Source organism: Streptomyces aculeolatus (genome assembly GCF_020400605.1).
GTDB classification, from domain to species: domain Bacteria; phylum Actinomycetota; class Actinomycetes; order Streptomycetales; family Streptomycetaceae; genus Streptomyces; species Streptomyces aculeolatus.
The window spans coordinates 31,519-50,944 of record NZ_JAINRD010000016.1 but is presented as its reverse complement, the minus strand read 5'-3'; the positions used below and the strand labels follow the sequence as shown (position 1 = coordinate 50,944).

Sequence of the window (19,426 nt, the reverse complement as noted above, 5' to 3'; positions counted from 1 at the left end):
ATGGAGCCAGTGGAGACTCAGGAATGTCTGATTCGCGCAGCCCTGTCCTGCCAGTGGTACACGTGACACCGTGCCCCGCCGACAGCACTTGGGATATCCGTTTCACGGACGGCCTCGATCTCGCGGTTCACATCGACGTGTCTGCGGCCGAGGCGGCTGCCGTTGCGGCGGGATTCCTCCACCGAATGACGGGTGACCGGGAAATCGCGGTCGTCGTCGAGGGGGAGATGTCCGGGGCTCTGCGCATCGAGGTCGCTCCGGGGAACACGCTGGACGCCATCCAGCGGCGGGCCGAGGAAACGCTCGTCGCCGTCTCGAATGCCGTGCGGGCAGACGGCGGAGCGATACCCGAGCACGAGGCGGAGTGCGTGATATCCGCGTCCGCGGTTCCGGATCCGATATCCGGGGCGGCGACAGCGGCGCTGAGACAGATGTTTGTGAGATTCGCGGAGCGCATGAGCGCCGGCCCGGAGGCCCGGGTGGGCGACGTGGGTCTGCTGGGCACGGGGGAGCGGGCGTTGGTGGTGTCGGGGTGGAACGAGACGGGCCGCACGGTGCCGTCCGGGACGGTCCTGGACCGGTTCGAGGCGTGGGCGCGGCGCACGCCGGGCGCGTGCGCCGTGCGATGCGGCGTGGACACGGTGTCGTACGCGGAGCTGGATCAGCAGGCGAACCGGTTGGCACGGTACCTGCGGCGGCTGGGTGTGTGCCGGGAGTCACGGGTGGGGCTGTGTCTGCCGCGTGGCGTGGAGATGATCGCGGGGATACTCGCGGTCTGGAAGGCCGGGGGCGCGTACGTGCCGCTGGATCCGGCATATCCGGCGGAGCGGTTGGCGTTCATGGCAGCCGACAGCGGAGCCGCGGTCGTGCTGACGGCCGGTGCCACGGCGGGGGTGGTACCGGAGTCGGTGACGCGCACCGTGTCGCTGGACGATGCGGCGGAAGCCGTCGCGGCGGAGTCCGCGGAGCCGCTGGACACGGCGCTGTTGTCGGGGCAGTTGGCGTACGTGATCTACACCTCCGGCTCGACGGGGCGGCCGAAGGGCGTCGCCATCCACCACGGTGGCGCGGCGAATCTGGCGGAGGCGATGCGCCCGGTGCTGGGGGTGGCCGAGGGTGTGACGGCGTTGCAGTTCGCGTCGTTCGGCTTCGACGCCGCCGTCCTGGACGTCGCGGTCACCTTGGCCGCGGGCGGGACGCTGGCGATCGCCTCGGACGAGGAGCGGGTCGAACCGGCGGCGCTGGCGGAGATGATCCGCAGCTCCGCCGTGTCGGTGGCCAGCGTGGTGCCGTCCCTGCTGAGCGTCCTCGACCCCGCCGCGGTCGGGGGCGTACGGAACTGGGTACTGGGCGCGGAGCTGCTGACCGCCGACCTGGCCTCGCGTTGGTCGCGGCGGGCCCAGGTGTGGAACACGTACGGCCCGACCGAGGCCACCGTCATCACCACCGCCACCCCGCTCGGCCGGCGCATCACCCCGGCCGACCCGCCGCCCCCGATCGGCCGCCCCCTCGGCAACACCCGCGTGTACGTGCTGGATGCCCTGCTGCAACCCGTACCACCGGGCGTGACGGGGGAGTTGTACATCGCCGGTGCCCGACTGGCCCGCGGCTACATCGGCCGCGGTGGCCTGACCGCGGAGCGGTTCGTCGCCTGCCCCTTCGAGCGGGGCGCGCGGATGTACCGCTCGGGGGACCTGGCCCGCTGGACGGCGGACGGCGAACTGGCGTTCGCGGGCCGCGCCGACGAGCAGGTGAAGATCCGCGGCTTCCGTATCGAGCCCGGCGAAGTGCAGTCGGTGCTCGCCGCGCATCCGCGGGTGTCCCAGGCGGCGGTCGTCGTGCGGGAGGACCGGCCGGGTGACAAGCGGCTCGTCGGCTACGTCGTACCGGCCCGGGAAGACGTGGACGCGGATGACGTGCGCGAGTTCGCCGCGGGTCGCCTGCCCGAGCACATGGTCCCCGCCGCCCTCGTGGTCCTGGACGCGCTGCCGCTGACCCTCAACGGCAAGGTCGACCGCGCCGCCCTGCCGCCGCCCGCACACAGCGGTTCCGCGCGGGGGCGCACCGCGGTGACGCCGCTGGAGCAGCGCATGTGCGATCTGTTCGCGGAGGTGCTCCAGACGGGGCACATCGGCGCCGACGACAACTTCTTCGCCCTCGGAGGCGACTCGATCCGGTCGATGCTGCTGGTGTCCGCCGCCCGTGAGGCCGGCCTGGCACTGACCACACGGCAGGTGTTCGAGGGCCGGACACCGGCCGCCCTGGCGGCAGCAGTCGCGTCGGCCCACGGCGCCAACCACGTGCCAGCGGAAACGGAGCCTCCGCTGCTGCACCTCGACCCGGAGCAGCGGGCGGCAGTGACGGCTGCGGTACCGGGCCCGGTGGACGTGCTGCCGCTCTCGCCGCTGCAGGAGGGCCTGCTCTTCCACGCGCTGTACGACGACCAGGCGCCGGACGTCTACGTCGGCCAGTTGGCCCTGGACGTCGCCGGACCGCTGGACCCGGCCCTGGTGCGGCTGTCGTGGCAGGCGCTGCTGGACCGCCACGCCGCCCTGCGGGCCGGATTCCGGCAGCTCGCGGGGATGCCGCGACCGGTGCAGGTGATCGTCGAGGACGTCGAACTGCCGTGGCGCGAGGAGGACCTGTCGGGTCCGGGCGCGCCGGAGGCACGGGCGGCGGCCGAGCGGATCGAGGACGCGGAGCGCGCCCGGCGGTTCGACCTGGCGCACCCGCCGCTGCTGCGCGTGGCGCTGTTGCGGCTCGGCGCGGAGCGGTACCGGATGGTGATCACCCTCCACCACATCGCTCTGGACGGCTGGTCGTTGCCGATCGTCCTGCGCGAACTGTGGGCGCTCTACGCGGCCGGTGGCGACCACGCCGCCCTTCCGCCCGCGACACCGCACCGCGGGCACCTGGCGTGGCTGGCCCGGCAGGACAGGGGGACCGCGGCGGAGACGTGGCGGCAGGCCCTCGCCGACGTGGACGGTCCGACGCTCGTGGCGCGGGCCGACCCGGACCGCGGACCGGCCCCCACAGGCAAGGTCGTCGCGGAACCGGGCCCCGAACTGACCGCGGCGCTGACAGACCTGGGCCGCCGGCGCGGCCTGACGCTGAACACCTTGCTGGAGACCGCCTGGGCGATGGTCGTAGGGCAGCTCGCGGGCCGCAGCGACGTCGTCTTCGGCAGCGCGGTCGCCGGCCGCCCGGCGGAACTGCCGGGCACGGCCGACATGGTCGGGCTGTTCCTCAACACCGTTCCCGTGCGGGTACGGCTGTATCCAGGGCAGACGATCGCCGACCTGCTGGACGTGGTCCGGGCACAGCAGACAGCGCTCCTCGACCACCAGCACCTCGGCCTCGCCGACATCCAGCGCCTCGCCGGGCCCGGCGCGACGTTCGACACCCTGATGACGTTCCGGGGCTACGGCGCCGGCGCGAGCACGCCGCCGGCACCGTTGCGGCTCACCGAGTCCAGGCTGCGCGAGTCGACCACGTACGCCCTCGCCCTGGGCGTGGAGCCGGACGACGGCATGAAGTTCTGGCTCGACTACCGGCGCGACGCGTTCGACGAGCGGTCCGCGCAGGCCGTGGCCGACCGGTTCGTGCGCGTACTGGCGCAGATGGCCGCCGATCCGCTCGCCCGGGTCGCCGACATCGACGCACTGGGCGAGGCCGAGCGGGCGTCGGTCGTATCGGACTGGAACGCCACCGCATGGGAAGTGCCGGCGGGTTCGGTGCTGGACCGGTTCGAGGCGCGTGCCTGGCGGGCGCCAGAAGCGGTTGCCGTGCGGTGCGGTGCGGTGCTGCTGTCGTATGGGGAGTTGGATGCGCGGGCGAATCGGCTGGCGCGGTACCTGGTCCGGCTCGGTGTGGGGCGGGAGTCGCGGGTGGGTCTGTGTCTGCCGCGCGGTGTGGAGATGGTGGCGGCGATGCTTGCGGTGTGGAAGGCCGGGGCCGCGTATGTGCCACTCGACCCTGCCTATCCGGCGGAGCGGTTGGCGTTCATGGTCGCGGACAGCGGTGCGCAGGTGGTGCTGAGCACCGGGGGACTGGCGCCTGAGGGTGCGGTGCGGTTGGACGAGGTGGCGGGGGAGATCGTGGCGGAGTCGGTGGAGCCGTTGGACACGGTGCTTCAGCCGGATCAACTCGCGTATGTGATCTATACGTCGGGTTCGACGGGTCGTCCGAAGGGTGTGGCGGTTCCGCATCGTGGTCCGGCGAATCTGGCTGAGGCGATGCGGCCGGTGCTGGGTGTGGCGGAGGGTGTGACGGCGTTGCAGTTCGCGTCGTTCAGCTTCGATGCCGCGGTGCTGGATGTCGCGGTCACGCTGGCTGCGGGCGGGACGCTGGTGGTTGCGTCCGACGAAGAACGTGCGGAGCCCGCGGCGCTGGCGGAGATGGTCCGTGGCTCCGGTGTGTCCGTGGCCAGCGTGGTGCCGTCACTCATGAGCGTTCTGGACCCGGCTTCGGTGACGGGCGTACGGAACTGGGTGCTGGGCGCGGAGTTACTGACCGCTGACCTGGCGTCCCGTTGGACGCGGCAGGCTCAGGTGTGGAACACCTACGGCCCGACCGAGGCCACTGTCATCACCACAGCCGTCCCTCTTGATGCAGGCATCGAGCCGAACGACGCACCCCCGCCTATCGGCCGCCCGATCGGCAACATGCACACCTACGTTCTGGACGACTTCCTGCGGCCCGTGCCTCCTGGTGTCACCGGTGAGGTGTACATCGCCGGCCCGGGCCTCGCCCGCGGTTACATCGGCCGCGGTGGGTTGACCGCCGAGCGGTTCGTCGCGTGCCCCTTCGAGCCGGGCGCGCGTATGTACCGCTCCGGGGACCTGGCTCGGTGGTCCGATGGCGGGTTGTTGCACTTCGCCGGGCGTGCAGACGAGCAGGTCAAGATCCGTGGCTTCCGGATCGAGCCCGGCGAGGTCGAAGCCGTCCTCGCCGCCCACCCCGACGTATCCCAGGCGGCTGTCGTCGTACGCGAGGACCGCCCCGGCGACAAGCGGCTCGTCGCCTACGTCGTACCGACCGGTGCCGGCGTGGACGCCGATACCGTGCGGGAGTTCGCCGCCACCCGGCTGCCCGAACACATGGTGCCCGCCGCCGTCGTCCTCCTCGACGCCTTGCCGCTCACACCGAACGGCAAGCTTGACCGTAAGGCTCTGCCCGCCCCGGAGTCGTCGGGCGGTTCTGTCTCCCGCGCGCCCGCGACGCCGCGGGAGGCGCGGCTCTGCGGGCTGTTCGCCGGCGTTCTCGGCGTGGAGGGCGTCGGCGCCGACGACTCGTTCTTCGCCCTCGGCGGTGACTCCATCCGCTCGATGCTGCTGGTGTCGGCGGCCCACCGCGTCGGCCTGCGGTTCACCTCGCGCCAGGTGTTCCAGCTCCGTACGCCCGCCCGGCTCGCCGCCGTCGCGGAATCCGTGGGCGAGGCCGTGGGGCCACCCGACTTGCCGCTCGTCGACCTGGCACCGGAGGTGTTGGAGGAGCTGTCGGCGGCCGTTCCAGGGCTCGTGGAGGTGCTGCCCGTATCACCGCTGCAGGAAGGGCTGTTGTTCCACGCGGTGTACGACGAGCAGGCCGCCGATGTCTATATCGGGCAGCTGGTGCTCGGTGTGGACGGTCCGCTGGACGCCGCCGTGCTGCGGGCGTCGTGGCAGGCGCTGCTCGCCCGCCACGCCAGCCTGCGCGCCGGGTTCCGGCAGCCGGGCGGTGCGACCCGGCCCGTTCAGGTCGTGGTCGAGGGCGTCGAGCTGCCGTGGCGCGAGGAGGACCTGTCGGGCCTGGGGAGTGCCCGGGCGTGGGCGGAGTCGGAGCGGATCGCCGCCGCGGAGCGCGCGCGGCGGTTCGACCTGGCGCGCCCGCCGCTGCTGCGGGTGGCATTGCTGCGGCTCGGTGCGGAGCGTTACCGGATGGTGGTCACCCTCCACCACATCGCGCTGGACGGCTGGTCGGTGCCGGTCCTGCGGTGCGAGCTGTGGGCCTGCTACGCGGCCGGGGGCAGCGCCGCCGGGCTGCCGCCCGTGACGCCGTACCGCGACTACCTCGCCTCTCTGGCCCGCCAGGACCGGCCTGCCGCCGAGGAGGCCTGGCGGCGGGCCCTGGCCGGCGTGGACGAGCCGACGCTCGTCGCGCCCGGCGACCGCGACGGCGCCGACGCGCCGTCCCGGGACCTCGTGCGCAGCGCCGGCGCCGCACTGGACGACGCGCTGGCCGGGCTGGCCCGTACCCACGGCGTGACGCTGAACACCGTGATCGTGACCGCCTGGGCGATGGTCGTAGGCCAGCTCGCGGGCCGCAGCGACGTGGTCCTGGGTGCCGCGGTCGCCGGCCGCCCGGCGGAGCTGCCGGGGATGGAGAACATGCTGGGCCTGTTCATCAACACGGTCCCGGTGCGGGTGCCGCTGGACCCGGCGCAGTCCGTCGCGGATCTCCTGAGCGACGTGCAGGCGCAGCAGTCGGCGCTGATGGACCACCAGCACCTCGGCCTCGCCGACATCCAGCGGCTCGCCGGGCCCGGCGCGACCTTCGACACGGTGATGGCGTTCGAGAACTTCCCCTCCGGGGCGGACGCTTCCGCGGGCCCGCATGCCGACCACGGCCCGGCACCCGAGGGGCTGTGCTTCACGGAGGCCACGATGTGGGGCGAGACGAACTACCCCCTCACGCTGGTCGCCGACCCCGCCGGAGGGCTGCGGCTGAAGCTGAGCCACCGGCTCGACTCGTTCGACGCCTCCGCCGCCGGCGGCGTCCTCGACCGGCTGCTGCACGTCCTGGAACGGATGGCGGCCGACCCCGCGGTGCCCGTCGGCCGGCTCGACGTCCTCGACGGCTCCGAGCGGGCGCGCGTGCTGCGGGACTTCAACGACACCGCGCGACCCCTCACCTCGGGTGCGCTGCCGGAGCTGTTCCGCGAGCGGGCCGCGCGCTGCCCGGATGCCGTCGCGCTCGTCGACGGCGACCGGGAGTGGACGTACGTGGAGCTGGACCAGGCCGCGGACCGGGTGGCGGGCGGGCTCGCCCGGCGCGGCGTGCGGCGCGGCGACCTCGTCGGGGTGGTGATGGAGCGGTCCGCGGAGCTGGTGATCGTGCTCCTCGGCATCGTCAAGGCCGGTGCCGGGTACGTCCCGGTGGCCGCGGACTGGCCGGCGGCGCGGGCCGGCGTGGCGCTCGCGCGGACCGTGCTGATCGTGGCGGACCGGCAGTTGGACACCGCTGCGGCGCCGGTCGCCGCGGTCGGCGAGCTGCTCGCCGCCACCGCCGCCGGTCCCGTGCCCCTCGGTCCGGACGACGTGGCGTACGTGATGTACACCTCCGGTTCCACCGGGGTGCCCAAGGGTGTGGAGGTCACCCACGGCGACGTGGCGGCACTCGCGCGCGACCGGCGCTTCGGCCGCGGCCACGAGCGGGTCCTCTTCCACTCCCCGCAGACGTTCGACGCGGCCACGTACGAGCTGTGGGCGCCGCTGCTGACCGGCGGGCGGGTCGTCGTCGCCCCGCCCGGCGCGGTGACGCCCGCGCGGCTCCGGCGCCTGATCCGGGGGCACGGGATCTCCGCGATGTGGCTGACGGCCGCGCTGTTCCACCTGTTCGCGCAGGACGACCCGGAGTGCCTTGACGGGCTGCGCGAGGTGTGGACCGGCGGCGACGCCGTGCAGGCGGAGGCGGTGCGCCGGGTGCGGGCGGCGTGCCCGGAGCTGGTGGTCGTGGACGGGTACGGGCCGACGGAGACCACCACGTTCGCGACCTCGTACCGCATCGAGCCCGGCGCACCCGTCCCGCCGTCCGTGCCGATCGGCGGCCCCCTCGACAACATGCGGCTGTACGTGCTGGACGGCTTCCTGCGGCCGGTCCCCGCCGGGGTGGTCGGCGAGCTGTACATCGCCGGTGCGGGGCTGGCCCGCGGCTACGCGGACCGGCCGGCGCTGACGGCGGAGCGGTTCGTGGCCTGCCCGTTCGCACCGGGGGAGCGGATGTACCGCTCGGGGGACCTGGTGCGCTGGACCTGCGCGGGTGTGCTGGAGTTCGCCGGCCGGGCGGACGCGCAGGTGAAGGTACGCGGGTTCCGCGTGGAGCCGGGCGAGATCGAGGCGGTGCTCGCCGGGCACGAGGCGGTCGGGCAGGCCGTGGTCGTCGCCCGCGAGGACCTGCCGGGCGACAAGCGGCTCGTGGGCTACGCCGTCGCGGACGGCGGGCGGCGCGTCACCGGTGAGGCGTTGCGCGCGTACGCGGCGGAGCTGCTGCCGGAGTACATGGTGCCCGCCGCGGTGCTGGTGCTGGACGCGCTGCCGGTGACGGCGAACGGGAAGGTGGACCGCAAGGCGCTGCCCGCCCCGGACTTCGCCGGCCTGGCGACCGGCAGGGCACCGCGTGGCGCGGCCGAGACCGCGCTGTGCGCACTGTTCGCCGACGTCCTCGGTCTGGCGCGGGTCGGCGCTGACGACAGCTTCCTCGAGCTGGGCGGCGACTCGATCACGTCCATGCAGCTGGCGTCCCGGGCCCGCAAGGCGGGACTCGTACTGACGCCGCGCCAGGTCTTCGAGGAGCGGACCCCCGAGCGGCTGGCCGTGGCCCTGGAGCCCGCGCGGGCCGGGACGGACGCGACTTCCGGCGGCGCCTACGAGGAGGAGGAAGGGGACTCCGGTGCGGGCGAGGTGCCGTGGACGCCGGTGATGCGGTGGATCGGCGCGGGTGTCGCCGGCGCCGGGTTCACTCAGTGGACGGTCGTCGGTGCCCCGGCAGGGCTGGCCCACGGGGACCTCGCGGGCGGCGTGGCCGCCGTCCTGGACGCGCACGACATGCTGCGCGCCCGCACCGTCCCCTGCGACGCGGCGTACCCGCGCCTCGTCGTCCCCGAGCGGGGATCGCTCGACGCGGCCGCCCTCATCGCCCGCGTCGATGCCGCGGACGTGCCGGACGGGGCGCTCGACGAGGCCGCCGGGCGGGCGGCAGCCGAGGCGGCCGCCGGGCTGGACCCGGCGGCGGGCGCCGGGATGCTGCGGGCGGTGTGGCTGGACGCGGGCCCGTACCGCACCGGCCGCATCGCGCTCGTCGTCCACCACCTCGCGGTCGACGGGGTGTCCTGGCGCATCCTGCTGCCCGACCTGCGGAACGCCTGCGAGGCGGTGGCCGCGGGCCGCCCGCCGCGCCTGCACCCCGTGCCGACGTCCTTCCGCCGCTGGGCGCGCGCCCTCGTCGCCCAGGCCGCGGGCGAGACACGCCAGGCGGAGCTGGAGCAGTGGACGAAGCTGCTGGTCGAGCCCGAACCGCTGATCGGCCGGCGGGCGCTCGACCCGGCGGCGGACACCGCGCGCACCCAGCGCCGCGCGTCGTGGACCGTGCCTGCGGAGCAGGTCGCCACCCTCCTCACCCGTACGCCCACGGCGTACCACTGCGGCGTGCACGAGATCCTTCTCGCCACCTTCGCCGCGGCCGTCGCGCACCGGCGCCCCGGCGGGCACACCGGGCTGCTGGTCGACATGGAGGGCCACGGCCGGGAGGAGGCCGGCGGCCTCGACCCGTCGCAGACCGTGGGCTGGTTCACCGCCGTCCACCCGCTGCGGCTCGATCTCGGCGGCATCGACCTGGACGGGGCCGCCCGCGGCGGCCCGGCCGCCGGCGCACTGCTGAAGGCGGTCAAGGAGCAGGCGCAGGCCGTGCCCGGCGACGGCCTCGGCCACGGCCTGCTGCGGCACCTCAACGCGGAGACGGCCGAGGTGCTGGCCGCGCTGCCCGCGCCCCAGGTCGGCTTCAACTACCTGGGCCGTTTCACCGCCGGTGCCCGCACCGGACGTGTCGAGGCGTGGCAGCAGGCGGGGGAGAGCGCCGTCGGCGGCTCCGCCGCACCCGGTATGTCGGTCACCCACGTGCTGGAGGCCAACCCGGTGATCCGCGACACCCCGGCGGGCCCCGAGGTCACCCTCGCGCTCGCCTGGGCCGGCGGGGTCCTGGACGAAGCGGAGGCCGAACGCCTCGGCCGCACCTGGCTGGACATGCTCGCCGGCCTCGCCGCGCACACCGACGACCCGGCGGCCGGCGGGCACACCCCTTCCGACTTCCCCCTCCTCGACCTCGGCCAGGACGAGATCGACCAGTTCGAAGCGATCGCGGCGAAGCTCCAAGGAGGACTGACCCGGTGAACTCCCCAGCCGTTGCCAAGGGCTCCGCCCTGGCAGAGATGTGGCCGCTGTCGCCGCTGCAGGAAGGGCTGCTCTTCCACGCCGGCTTCGACACCGGCAGCGCCGGCGTCTACACCGTGCAGTTCATGCTCGACGTCGATGGACCGCTGGACCACGGGCGCTTCCGTGCCGCCTGGGCCGGGCTGCTCGCCCGCCACCCGGCGCTGCGCGCCAGCTTCCACCGGCGTCCGTCCGGCGAGGCCGTCCAGCTCGTCACCCACGAGGTGGCGCTGCCGTGGCAGGACGCCGACCTGTCCTCGCTCTCCGGGCCCGACGCGCTCGCCGAGACCCAGGCACTGGCCGACGCGGAACGCGCCCGGCGCATCGACCTGGAGGCGCCCCCGCTGCTGCGGCTGCTGCTCGTCCGCCTCGGCGAGGAGCGGCACCGGCTGGTGGTGACGACCCATCACATCCTCCTCGACGGCTGGTCGATGCCGATCCTGCTGCGTGAGCTGGCAGCGGTGTACGAGGCGGGCGGCGACCTGTCCATGCTCAAACCCGCCCCCTCCTACGGCCAGTACCTGGCGTGGCTGCGCCGCCAGGACAAGGGCCGGGCACAGGCCGCCTGGCGCGCTGAACTGGCCGGAGCCGACGAGCCGACGCTCGTCGTACCGCCTGACGCGCTCGACGGCCCGGTGGTGCCCGGGCGGGTGCGCTTCACTCTCGGCGCCGAGCTGTCCGCGGGCGTCGGGGAGCTGGCGCGGGCCCGCGGCCTGACGGTCAACACGGTGGTGCAGGGCGCCTGGGCGCTGGTCCTGGCCCGGCTCACCGGCCGCGACGACGTCGTCTTCGGGGCCACCGCCGCCGGCCGCCCGCCCGAACTGCCCGGCGTCGAGGCCATGGTCGGTCTCTTCATCAACACGCTGCCCGTCCGCGTCCGGCTCGACCCCGCCCGCCCCGCGGCGGAACTCCTCGCCGACCTCCAGCGGCGCCAGGTGGAGCTGATGGCCCACCAGCACATCGGCCTGCCCGACGTGCAGAAGCTCGCCGGACCCGGCGCCACGTTCGACACCCTCGTCGTCTACGAGAACTATCCCCTCACCTCCGCCGAGTCCGACGACCCCGAGGCACTGTCCCTCCGCTTCGCGGGCGAACCCCAGGACGCCGGCCACTACCCGCTGACGCTCATCGCCTGGCCCGGCGAGCAGCTGCGGGCCGAACTCTTCTACCGGCGCGACGTGTTCGAGCCCGGCCGGGCGGAGACGGTCACCGCGTCGTTCTTACGGGTACTGGAGCAGCTCGTCGCCGATCCGGCCGCGCCCGTGGGCCGCCTCGACGCCGTCGACGCGCGGCGCCGGGCGCTGGTGACCACCGGCTGGAACGACACCGAGGCGCCCGTGCCCGAGTTGCCGGCCCCCGAGCTGTTCGGCGCGCAGGTCGAGCGGTCGCCGGAGGCGGTGGCGTTGGTGGCCGGCGGGGAGTCGTTGTCGTACGGGGAGTTGGCGGACCGTGCGGGACGGCTCGCACGGTATCTGGTAGCGGCGGGGGTGGGCCCGGAGACACGCGTGGCGGTGGTGGCGGAGCGGTCGGCGACGCTGGTGGAGGCCCTGCTGGCGGTGTCGCTGGCCGGGGGCGTGTTCGTGCCCGTGGACCCCGGCTACCCGGCGGAGCGGTTGGCGTTCGTGCTGGAGGACGCCGCTCCGGCCGCGGTGTTGTGCACGTCGGCGGCCTACGACGTGGTCCCGGGCGGATACCGGTCCGTGGTGCTGGACGATCCGTCGGTCGCCGCGGAGATCGCGGCGTTCCCCGGCGGGGTGCTGCGGGCGGCGGAGCGGCGCGGGCCGCTGGCGGCCGACCATGCGGCGTACGTCATCTACACCTCCGGCTCCACCGGCACCCCCAAGGGCGTCGTCGCCACCCACCGCGGCCTGGGCAACCTCGTCGCCGACCGCGTGGCGCAGTACGGCCTCGGCCCGGACAGCCGCGTCCTGCAACTGGTGTCGCCGAGCTTCGACGTCTCGATGAGCGACATCTGGCCGGTGCTCTGCGCCGGCGGCCGGCTCGTGCTCGGCCCCGTCCGGCTCGACCTCTCCGGCGACGAGCTGGCCCGCCTGATGCGCGACGAACGCGTCACGTACGTCGCCACCACCCCCACGCTGCTCGCCGAGGTGCCGCCCGCAGGCCTGCCGGACCTGCGCAGCGTCGTCCTCGGCGGCGAACCGGGGTCGCCCGAGCTGCGCGGCCGCTGGCTGGCGGGCCGCGACCTGTTCAACGAGTACGGCGTCACCGAAGCGACCGTCGCCTCCACCCTCGGCCGGATCAGCGACCCCCGCGGCACCCCGCCCATCGGCGGCCCCGTCGCCAACTCCCGGGCGTACGCGCTGGATGCGTTCCTCCAGCCCGTACCGCCCGGGGTGGCGGGCGAGCTGTACCTCGCCGGGGCCGGTGTCGCCCGGGGCTACCTGGGCAGGCTGGCGCTGACCGCGGAGCGGTTCGTGGCCTGCCCCTTCGCGTCCGGCGAGCGGATGTACCGCACCGGCGACCTCGTGCGCTGGACCGGCGACGGCGAGCTGGTCTTCGTCGGCCGCGCCGACGAGCAGGTCAAGGTCCGCGGCCACCGCATCGAGCTGGGCGAGATCGAAGCCGCGCTGCGGCAGGCCGCGGGAGTCGCCGAGGCAGTGGTCGTCGCACGGGACGACGGCCCCGGCGAGAGGCGGCTCGTCGGCTACGTCGTCCCGGAAGGGCCGGACGTCGACCCCGGCCGGGTGCGGGCACAGGCGGCGACGGCGCTGCCCGACTACATGGTTCCGGCCGCGGTGCTCGTGCTGGCCGGGCTGCCGCGGACGACAAGCGGCAAGATCGACAGGGCGGCGCTGCCCGCACCGGACTTCGCCGGGCACGCCACCGGCCGCCCGCCAGAGGGAGGGACGGAGACCGCGCTGTGCGCGCTCTTCGCGGAAGTGCTGGGCCTGGAACGGGTCGGCGCGGACGACGACTTCTTCGCCCTCGGCGGCGACTCCATCACCTCGATGCAGCTCGCCTCGCGTGCCCGCCGCGCCGGCCTCGTGGTCACCCCCCGGCAGGTCTTCGACGAGCGGACGCCCGAGCGGCTGGCCGTGCTCGCCGACCGGGCCGCGGCGCCCACGGCGGACACCGGCGCGGACGACGGCGTAGGCGGCGTGCCGTGGACGCCGGTGATGCGCAGGCTCGGGGAACGGACCGCGGGCCGGGAGTTCGCGCAGTGGATGGTCGTCGGCGCCCCCGCGGACCTCGGGCGGGAGACGCTCGCAGCAGGTATCGGCGCACTGCTGGACACCCACGACGTGCTACGGGCCAGAACGGACCTGTCCGACGAGGAGGCCCCCCGGCTCGTCGTCGGGCAGCGGGGTTCGGCGGACCCGGCGGGCCGCGTGACCCGTATCGACGCCGCGGACGCCGACGACCTGGACCGGCTCGCCGAGGAGGCCGCGAGAGCAGCGGTCCCCCGGCTGGATCCGGCAAACGGCGTCATGGTCCACGCGGTATGGCTGGACGCGGGCCCGTCCCGCACCGGACGCCTCGCGCTCCTCGTCCACCATCTGGTGGTCGACGGGGTGTCGTGGCGGATCCTCCTGCCGGATCTGCGGGCGGCGTGCGAGGCGGTGGGTGAGGGGCGTAAGCCGGAGCTGGAGCCGGTGGCGACATCGTTCCGCCGCTGGTCGCGGGAGCTGGCCACCCAGGCCGCCGGCCCGGAACGGGTTGCCGAACTGGAGCAGTGGACCGGGCAACTCGGCGCCCGCACGCCCGCGCTGGCCCGCCGCGCCCCCGACCCGGCCACCGACACCGTGGCATCCCTGCAGATCCGCACGTGGACGGTCCCGGCGGACCAGGCCGCGACGCTGACCGGCCGCACCCCCGCCGTCTTCCACTGCGGCGTGCACGAGGTGCTGCTCGCGACCCTCGCGGCCGCGGTCGCCCACTGGCGGCCGGCAGCACGCGACGGGGTGCTCGTGGACGTCGAAGGCCACGGCCGCGAACCGGCCGGAGACCTCGACCTGTCCCGCACGGTGGGCTGGTTCACCAGCGTCCACCCGCTGCGGCTCGACGTGCACGGCATCGACCCGGACGACGTACGCGCCGGCGGACCGGCCGCCGGACGGCTGCTCAAGGCCGTCAAGGAACAGGCCCAGGCCGTGCCCGGCGACGGCCTCGGCCACGGACTGCTGCTCCACCTCAACCCCGCAACGGCGGAGGCGATGGCGGCGCTGCCGCAACCGGAGATCGGCTTCAACTACCTGGGCCGGTTCCCCGCCGCCGCCACCTCGGGCCCGGTCCAGGCATGGCAGCCCACGGGCGAGACCGCCGTCGGCGGCACCGCCCCCGCCGACATGCCGATACTGCACGCACTCGGCACCAACGCCGTCATCCGCGACACCCCCGCGGGCCCCGAGCTGTCGTTCACCCTCGGCTGGCCCCCCGATCTCCTCGACCGGACCGACGCCGAACGCCTCGGCGAGGCCTGGCTGGAGATGCTCGCCGGCCTCGCCGCGCACACCGAGGACCCGGCGGCCGGCGGACACACCCCCTCCGACTTCCCCCTCCTCGACCTCGGCCAGGACGACGTCGAACAGCTCGAAGAGATCGCCGGCAAGATCGAAGGAGGACTGCCCCGGTGAAGACCCACACCGCCGCCACCCGCCCGGCCCTGGAAGTGTGGCCGCTGTCGCCGCTGCAGGAGGGCCTCCTGTTCCACGCCGGGTACGACGACACCGGCCCCGACCTCTACACCGTGCAGTTCGTCCTCGGCCTCGACGGCCCCCTGGACCCCGCACGGCTGCGCGCCTCCTGGGAGGCGCTCCTCGCCCGCCACGGTGCACTGCGCGCCAGCTTCCACCGACGCGCGTCCGGCGAAGCCGTGCAACTCATCGCCCGCGAGGTCCGGTTGCCCTGGCGCGAGGCCGACCTCACCGACACCGCCGGCCCGGACGCGGCCGCCCGGCTGGAGAAGCTCGCGGCCGAGGAACGCGCGGAGCGGCTGAACCCCGCGGCACCGCCGCTGCTGCGGCTGCTCCTCGTCCGGCTCGGCGAACGGCACCACCGACTGGTGATGACGACCCATCACATACTGATGGACGGCTGGTCCATGCCGGTACTGCTGGGCGAGCTGTCCGCGCTGTACGAGGCGGGCGGCAACGCCACCGCACTCAAGCGCCCCGCCCCCTACCGGGATTACCTCGCCTGGCTGGACCGGCAGGACAAGGCGGAGGCACGGGACGCCTGGCGGGCGGAGCTGGCGGGAGTTGACGAGCCGACGCTCGTCGCCCCCGCGGACACCGCCAGGGCCGCCGTACTCCCGGAGCAGACCGAGACACGACTCGCGGCGGAATCCACCGCCGCGTTGGGTGTGTGGGCGCGTGGGCGGGGGCTGACGGTCAATTCGGTGGTGCAGGGTGCGTGGGCGTTGGTGTTGGCGCGGTTGGCGGGTCGTTCGGATGTGGTGTTCGGGGCGACGGTGGCGGGGCGTCCGGCGGAGTTGCCGGGTGTGGAGTCGATGGTGGGTTTGTTCATCAACACGTTGCCGGTGCGGGTGAGGTTGGACGGTGGGCAGCGTGTGGTCGACATGCTCGCGGAGCTGCAGAGACGGCAGTCGGCGCTGATGGGGCACCAGCACCTCGGCCTCCAGGAGATCCAGAAGCTCGGCGGAGCGGGCGCGACCTTCGACTCCCTTGTCGTCTACGAGAACTACCCGCGCCCACCCGAAGAGGCCACCGCACCCGACGCGCTGTCCATCGACGTCCTGAACTCCCGCGAAGCGACCAACTACCCGTTGACGCTGGGCGTCGACGTCGCCGAGCACCTCGAAGTCCGGTTGACGTATCGGCCGGACCTGTTCGAGGCGCGTGAGGCGGAGGGGCTGGCGCGGCGGGTGGTGCGGGTGCTGGAGCAGGTGGTGGCCGACCCGTCGGTGCGGGTCGGCGACGTGGAGGTGCTGGACGCTCGCGAGCGAGCGGCGGTGGTGTCGGAGTGGAACGCGACGGACTTGTCGGTGCCGGCGGGTTCGGTGCTGGACCGGTTCGAGGAGCGGGCGCGGAGAGTACCTGATGCCGTCGCGGTGCGGTGCGGTGCCGTGCTGCTGTCGTACGGGGAATTGGATGAACGGGCGAACCGGCTGGCGCGGTATCTCCGGAGGCTCGGTGTGGGCCGGGAGTCGCGGGTGGGTCTGTGCTTGCCGCGCGGTGTGGAGATGGTTGTGGCGATGCTCGCGGTGTGGAAGGCCGAGGGCGCGTATGTGCCACTCGACCCTGCCTATCCGGCGGAGCGGTTGGCGTTCATGGTCGCGGACAGCGGTGTGCAGGTGGTGCTGAGCACGGGAGAGCTGGCGCCTGCCGAGGCGGTGCGGCTGGACGAGGCGGCGGGGGAGATCGCGGCGGAGTCGGCGGAGCCGCTGGACACGGCGCTCCAGCCGGATCAACTCGCCTATGTGATCTACACGTCCGGTTCCACCGGCCGCCCGAAGGGCGTGGCCGTGCCCCATCGTGGTCCGGCGAATCTGGCGGAGGCGATGCGGTCTGTCCTCGGCGTAGCCGAGGGTGTGACGGCGTTGCAGTTCGCGTCGTTCAGCTTCGACGCCGCCGTCCTCGACGTGGCGGTCACCTTGGCTGCGGGCGGGACCCTGGCGGTTGCGTCCGACGAAGAGCGCGAGGAGCCAGCGGCGCTGGCGGAGATGATCCTTAACTGCGCCGTGTCGGTGGCCAGCGTGGTGCCGTCGCTCATGAGTGTTCTGGACCCGGGGTCGGTGACGGGAGTACGGAACTGGGTGCTGGGCGCGGAGTTGCTGACCGCTGACCTGGCGTCCCGCTGGACCGGTCAGGCCCAGGTCTGGAACACCTACGGCCCGACCGAGGCCACCGTCATCACGACAGCCGTTCCCCTGGACGCGGCGATCGAGCCGAACGACGCACCCCCGGCGATCGGCCGCCCGATCGGCAACGCCCACACCTACGTTCTGGACGACTTCCTGCGGCCCGTGCCTCCTGGTGTCACCGGCGAGGTGTACATCGCGGGTCCCGGCCTCGCTCGCGGCTACATCGGCCGCGGTGGGCTGACCGCCGAGCGGTTCGTCGCCTGCCCCTTCGAGCCGGGCGCGCGCATGTACCGCTCCGGCGACCTGGCCCGCTGGTCGGGCGATGGGCTGTTGCACTTCGCCGGGCGTGCCGACGAGCAGGTCAAGATCCGTGGCTTCCGGATCGAGCCCGGTGAGGTCGAAGCGGTCCTCGCCGCCCATCGCGAGGTATCGCAGACCGCTGTCGTCGTACGCGAGGACCGACCCGGCGACAAGCGGCTCGTCGCCTACGTCGTACCGACCGGTGCCGGCGTCGACGCCGATGCCGTACGGGACTTCGCCGCCACCCGGCTGCCCGAGCACATGGTGCCCGCCGTCGTCGTCGTTCTCGACGTGCTGCCGCTCACCCCCAACGGCAAGACCGACCGCGCCGCCCTCCCCGCACCCGACCTCGCTGGCCGCGTTTCCGGCCGCGCTCCTGCCAACCCCGTCGAGGCCGCCCTGTGCGCCCTCTTCGCCGAGGTGCTGGGGCTGGAATCTGTGGGCGCGGACGACGACTTCTTTGTTCTCGGCGGGGACTCCATCACCTCCATGCAACTCGCCTCCCGCGCCCGCCGCCAAGGGCTCGTCCTCACCCCCCGGCAGGTCTTCGAGGCCAAAACCCCCGAGCGGCTCGCCGTCGTCGCCGAACGCGAGTCGGCACCGGCGCTCGCGGACACGGGCGTCGGTGACGTGCCGTGGACGCCGGTGATGAGGGCGCACGGCGTACGGGCGGCGGACCCCGGGTTTGCCCAGTGGACGGTCGTCGGTGCGCCTCCCGCTCTGGGACTCGACGTGCTCACCGGCGGTGTCGCCGCCCTGCTTGACGTGCACGACGTGCTGCGGGCCCGCGCCGATCTCTCGGACCCCGCGAGCCCTCGCCTCGTCGTCGCCGAACGCGGCTCCGTCGACGCGGCCGGTCTTGTCACCCGGGTGGATGCCACCGCCACCACCGACCTCGACGCGCTCGCCGCGCGTGAAGCCCGCGCCGCCGCTGCGACGTTGCGCCCCGCGGAGGGTTCCATGTCCCGCGTCGTCTGGCTGGACGCCGGGCCGTCCCAGGTCGGCCGCCTCGTCCTTGTCGTCCATCACCTGATGGTCGACGGCATGTCCTGGCGCATCCTCCTCCCCGACCTCCAATCTGCCTGCACGTCCCTCGCCGACGGCCGGCAACCCGCCCTCGAACCCGTACCCACCTCCTACCGCCGCTGGGCGCGCGAACTCGTCACCCAGGCAACGGCCGACGGCCGCGCCGCCGAACTAGAGACGTGGACCGACCTCCTCGGCGCCCCCGAACCACCCCTCGGCCACCGCCCCCTCGACCCCGCCACCGACACCGCGGCGACCATGCGCTCGCACACCTGGACCGTGCCCGCCGAGCAGGCGGCGACGCTGACGGGCCGCACCCCAGCCGTCTTCCACACCGGCGTGCACGAGGTGCTCCTCGCCACCCTCGCCGGGGCCGTCGCCCTCTGGAGACCGGACACCGCGGATGGCGGCGTGCTCGTCGGCATCGAGGGCCACGGCCGCGAGCCCGTCGGGGGCTTGGACGTGTCGCGTACGGTCGGCTGGTTCACCGCGGTACACCCGCTGCGTCTCGACGCCTCCGGCGTCGACCTCCGCGACGCGCGTGCGGGTGGGCCGGAGGCCGGTGCGCTGCTGAAAGCAGTCAAGGAGCAGGCGCAGGCCGTGCCCGGTGACGGACTCGGCCACGGGCTGCTGCGCCACCTCAACCCGCGGACCGCTGACGCGTTGGCCGTGCTGCCGCAGCCGCAGATCGGCTTCAACTACCTCGGCCGCTTCCCCGCCGCATCGCCGGCCGGTGACCCGGAGCCGTGGCAGCAGGCCGGGGAGGGCGCCCTCGGGGGCTCCGCCGCACCGGACCTGCCGGCGACGCATGCGCTGGAAGCGAACGCGGTGGTCCGCGACACCCCCGGCGGCCCCGAGCTGACGCTGACCCTGAGCCGGGCCGCCGGTCTCCTCGGCGCCGAAGAGACGACACGACTCGGCGCCGTCTGGCTGGACCTGCTCGCCGGGCTCGCCGCACACACCGAGGACCCGGCGGCCGGCGGACACACCCCGTCCGACTTCGCGCTGCTCGACCTCGGCCAGGACGAGGTCGACGAGTTCGAAGCCGACCTCGCCGACGACGACCTTCCGTGACGCCTGCCCCGTGGATCAGAACGCCCTGACCCCGTAAGCCCCGAGCCGCCACCAGAGA

4 protein-coding genes are annotated in these 19,426 nt (G+C 74.1%); 3 read left to right on the top strand and 1 reads right to left on the bottom strand.

The window, feature by feature from the left end:
• Positions 1–17: 17 nt before the first annotated feature.
• Complete coding sequence (locus LG396_RS24305; protein WP_225796387.1) at positions 18–356, bottom strand: hypothetical protein; 339 nt, start codon at positions 354–356, stop codon at positions 18–20.
• 99 nt (positions 357–455) lie between these two features.
• Here LG396_RS24305 and LG396_RS24300 point away from each other — a divergent pair, with 99 nt between their 5' ends.
• The 3 genes from LG396_RS24300 to LG396_RS24290 are packed head-to-tail and all read left to right on the top strand — an operon-like array spanning position 456 to position 19,368.
• Positions 456–10,145 carry a non-ribosomal peptide synthetase gene (locus tag LG396_RS24300; RefSeq protein WP_225796386.1) on the top strand — a complete coding sequence of 3,230 codons (9,690 nt, stop codon included), beginning with the start codon at positions 456–458 and terminating at the stop codon, positions 10,143–10,145.
• The gene (locus LG396_RS24295; RefSeq protein ID WP_225796385.1) at positions 10,142–14,779 is read left to right on the top strand and encodes a non-ribosomal peptide synthetase; all 4,638 of its coding nucleotides are present in this window, start codon (positions 10,142–10,144) and stop codon (positions 14,777–14,779) included. The genes LG396_RS24300 and LG396_RS24295 overlap by 4 nt, the downstream gene beginning before the upstream one ends.
• On the top strand, positions 14,776–19,368 hold the full coding sequence (locus LG396_RS24290) for a non-ribosomal peptide synthetase (RefSeq protein ID WP_225796384.1): 4,593 nt from the start codon (positions 14,776–14,778) through the stop codon (positions 19,366–19,368). The genes LG396_RS24295 and LG396_RS24290 overlap by 4 nt, the downstream gene beginning before the upstream one ends.
• The last annotated feature ends 58 nt before the right edge of the window (positions 19,369–19,426 follow it).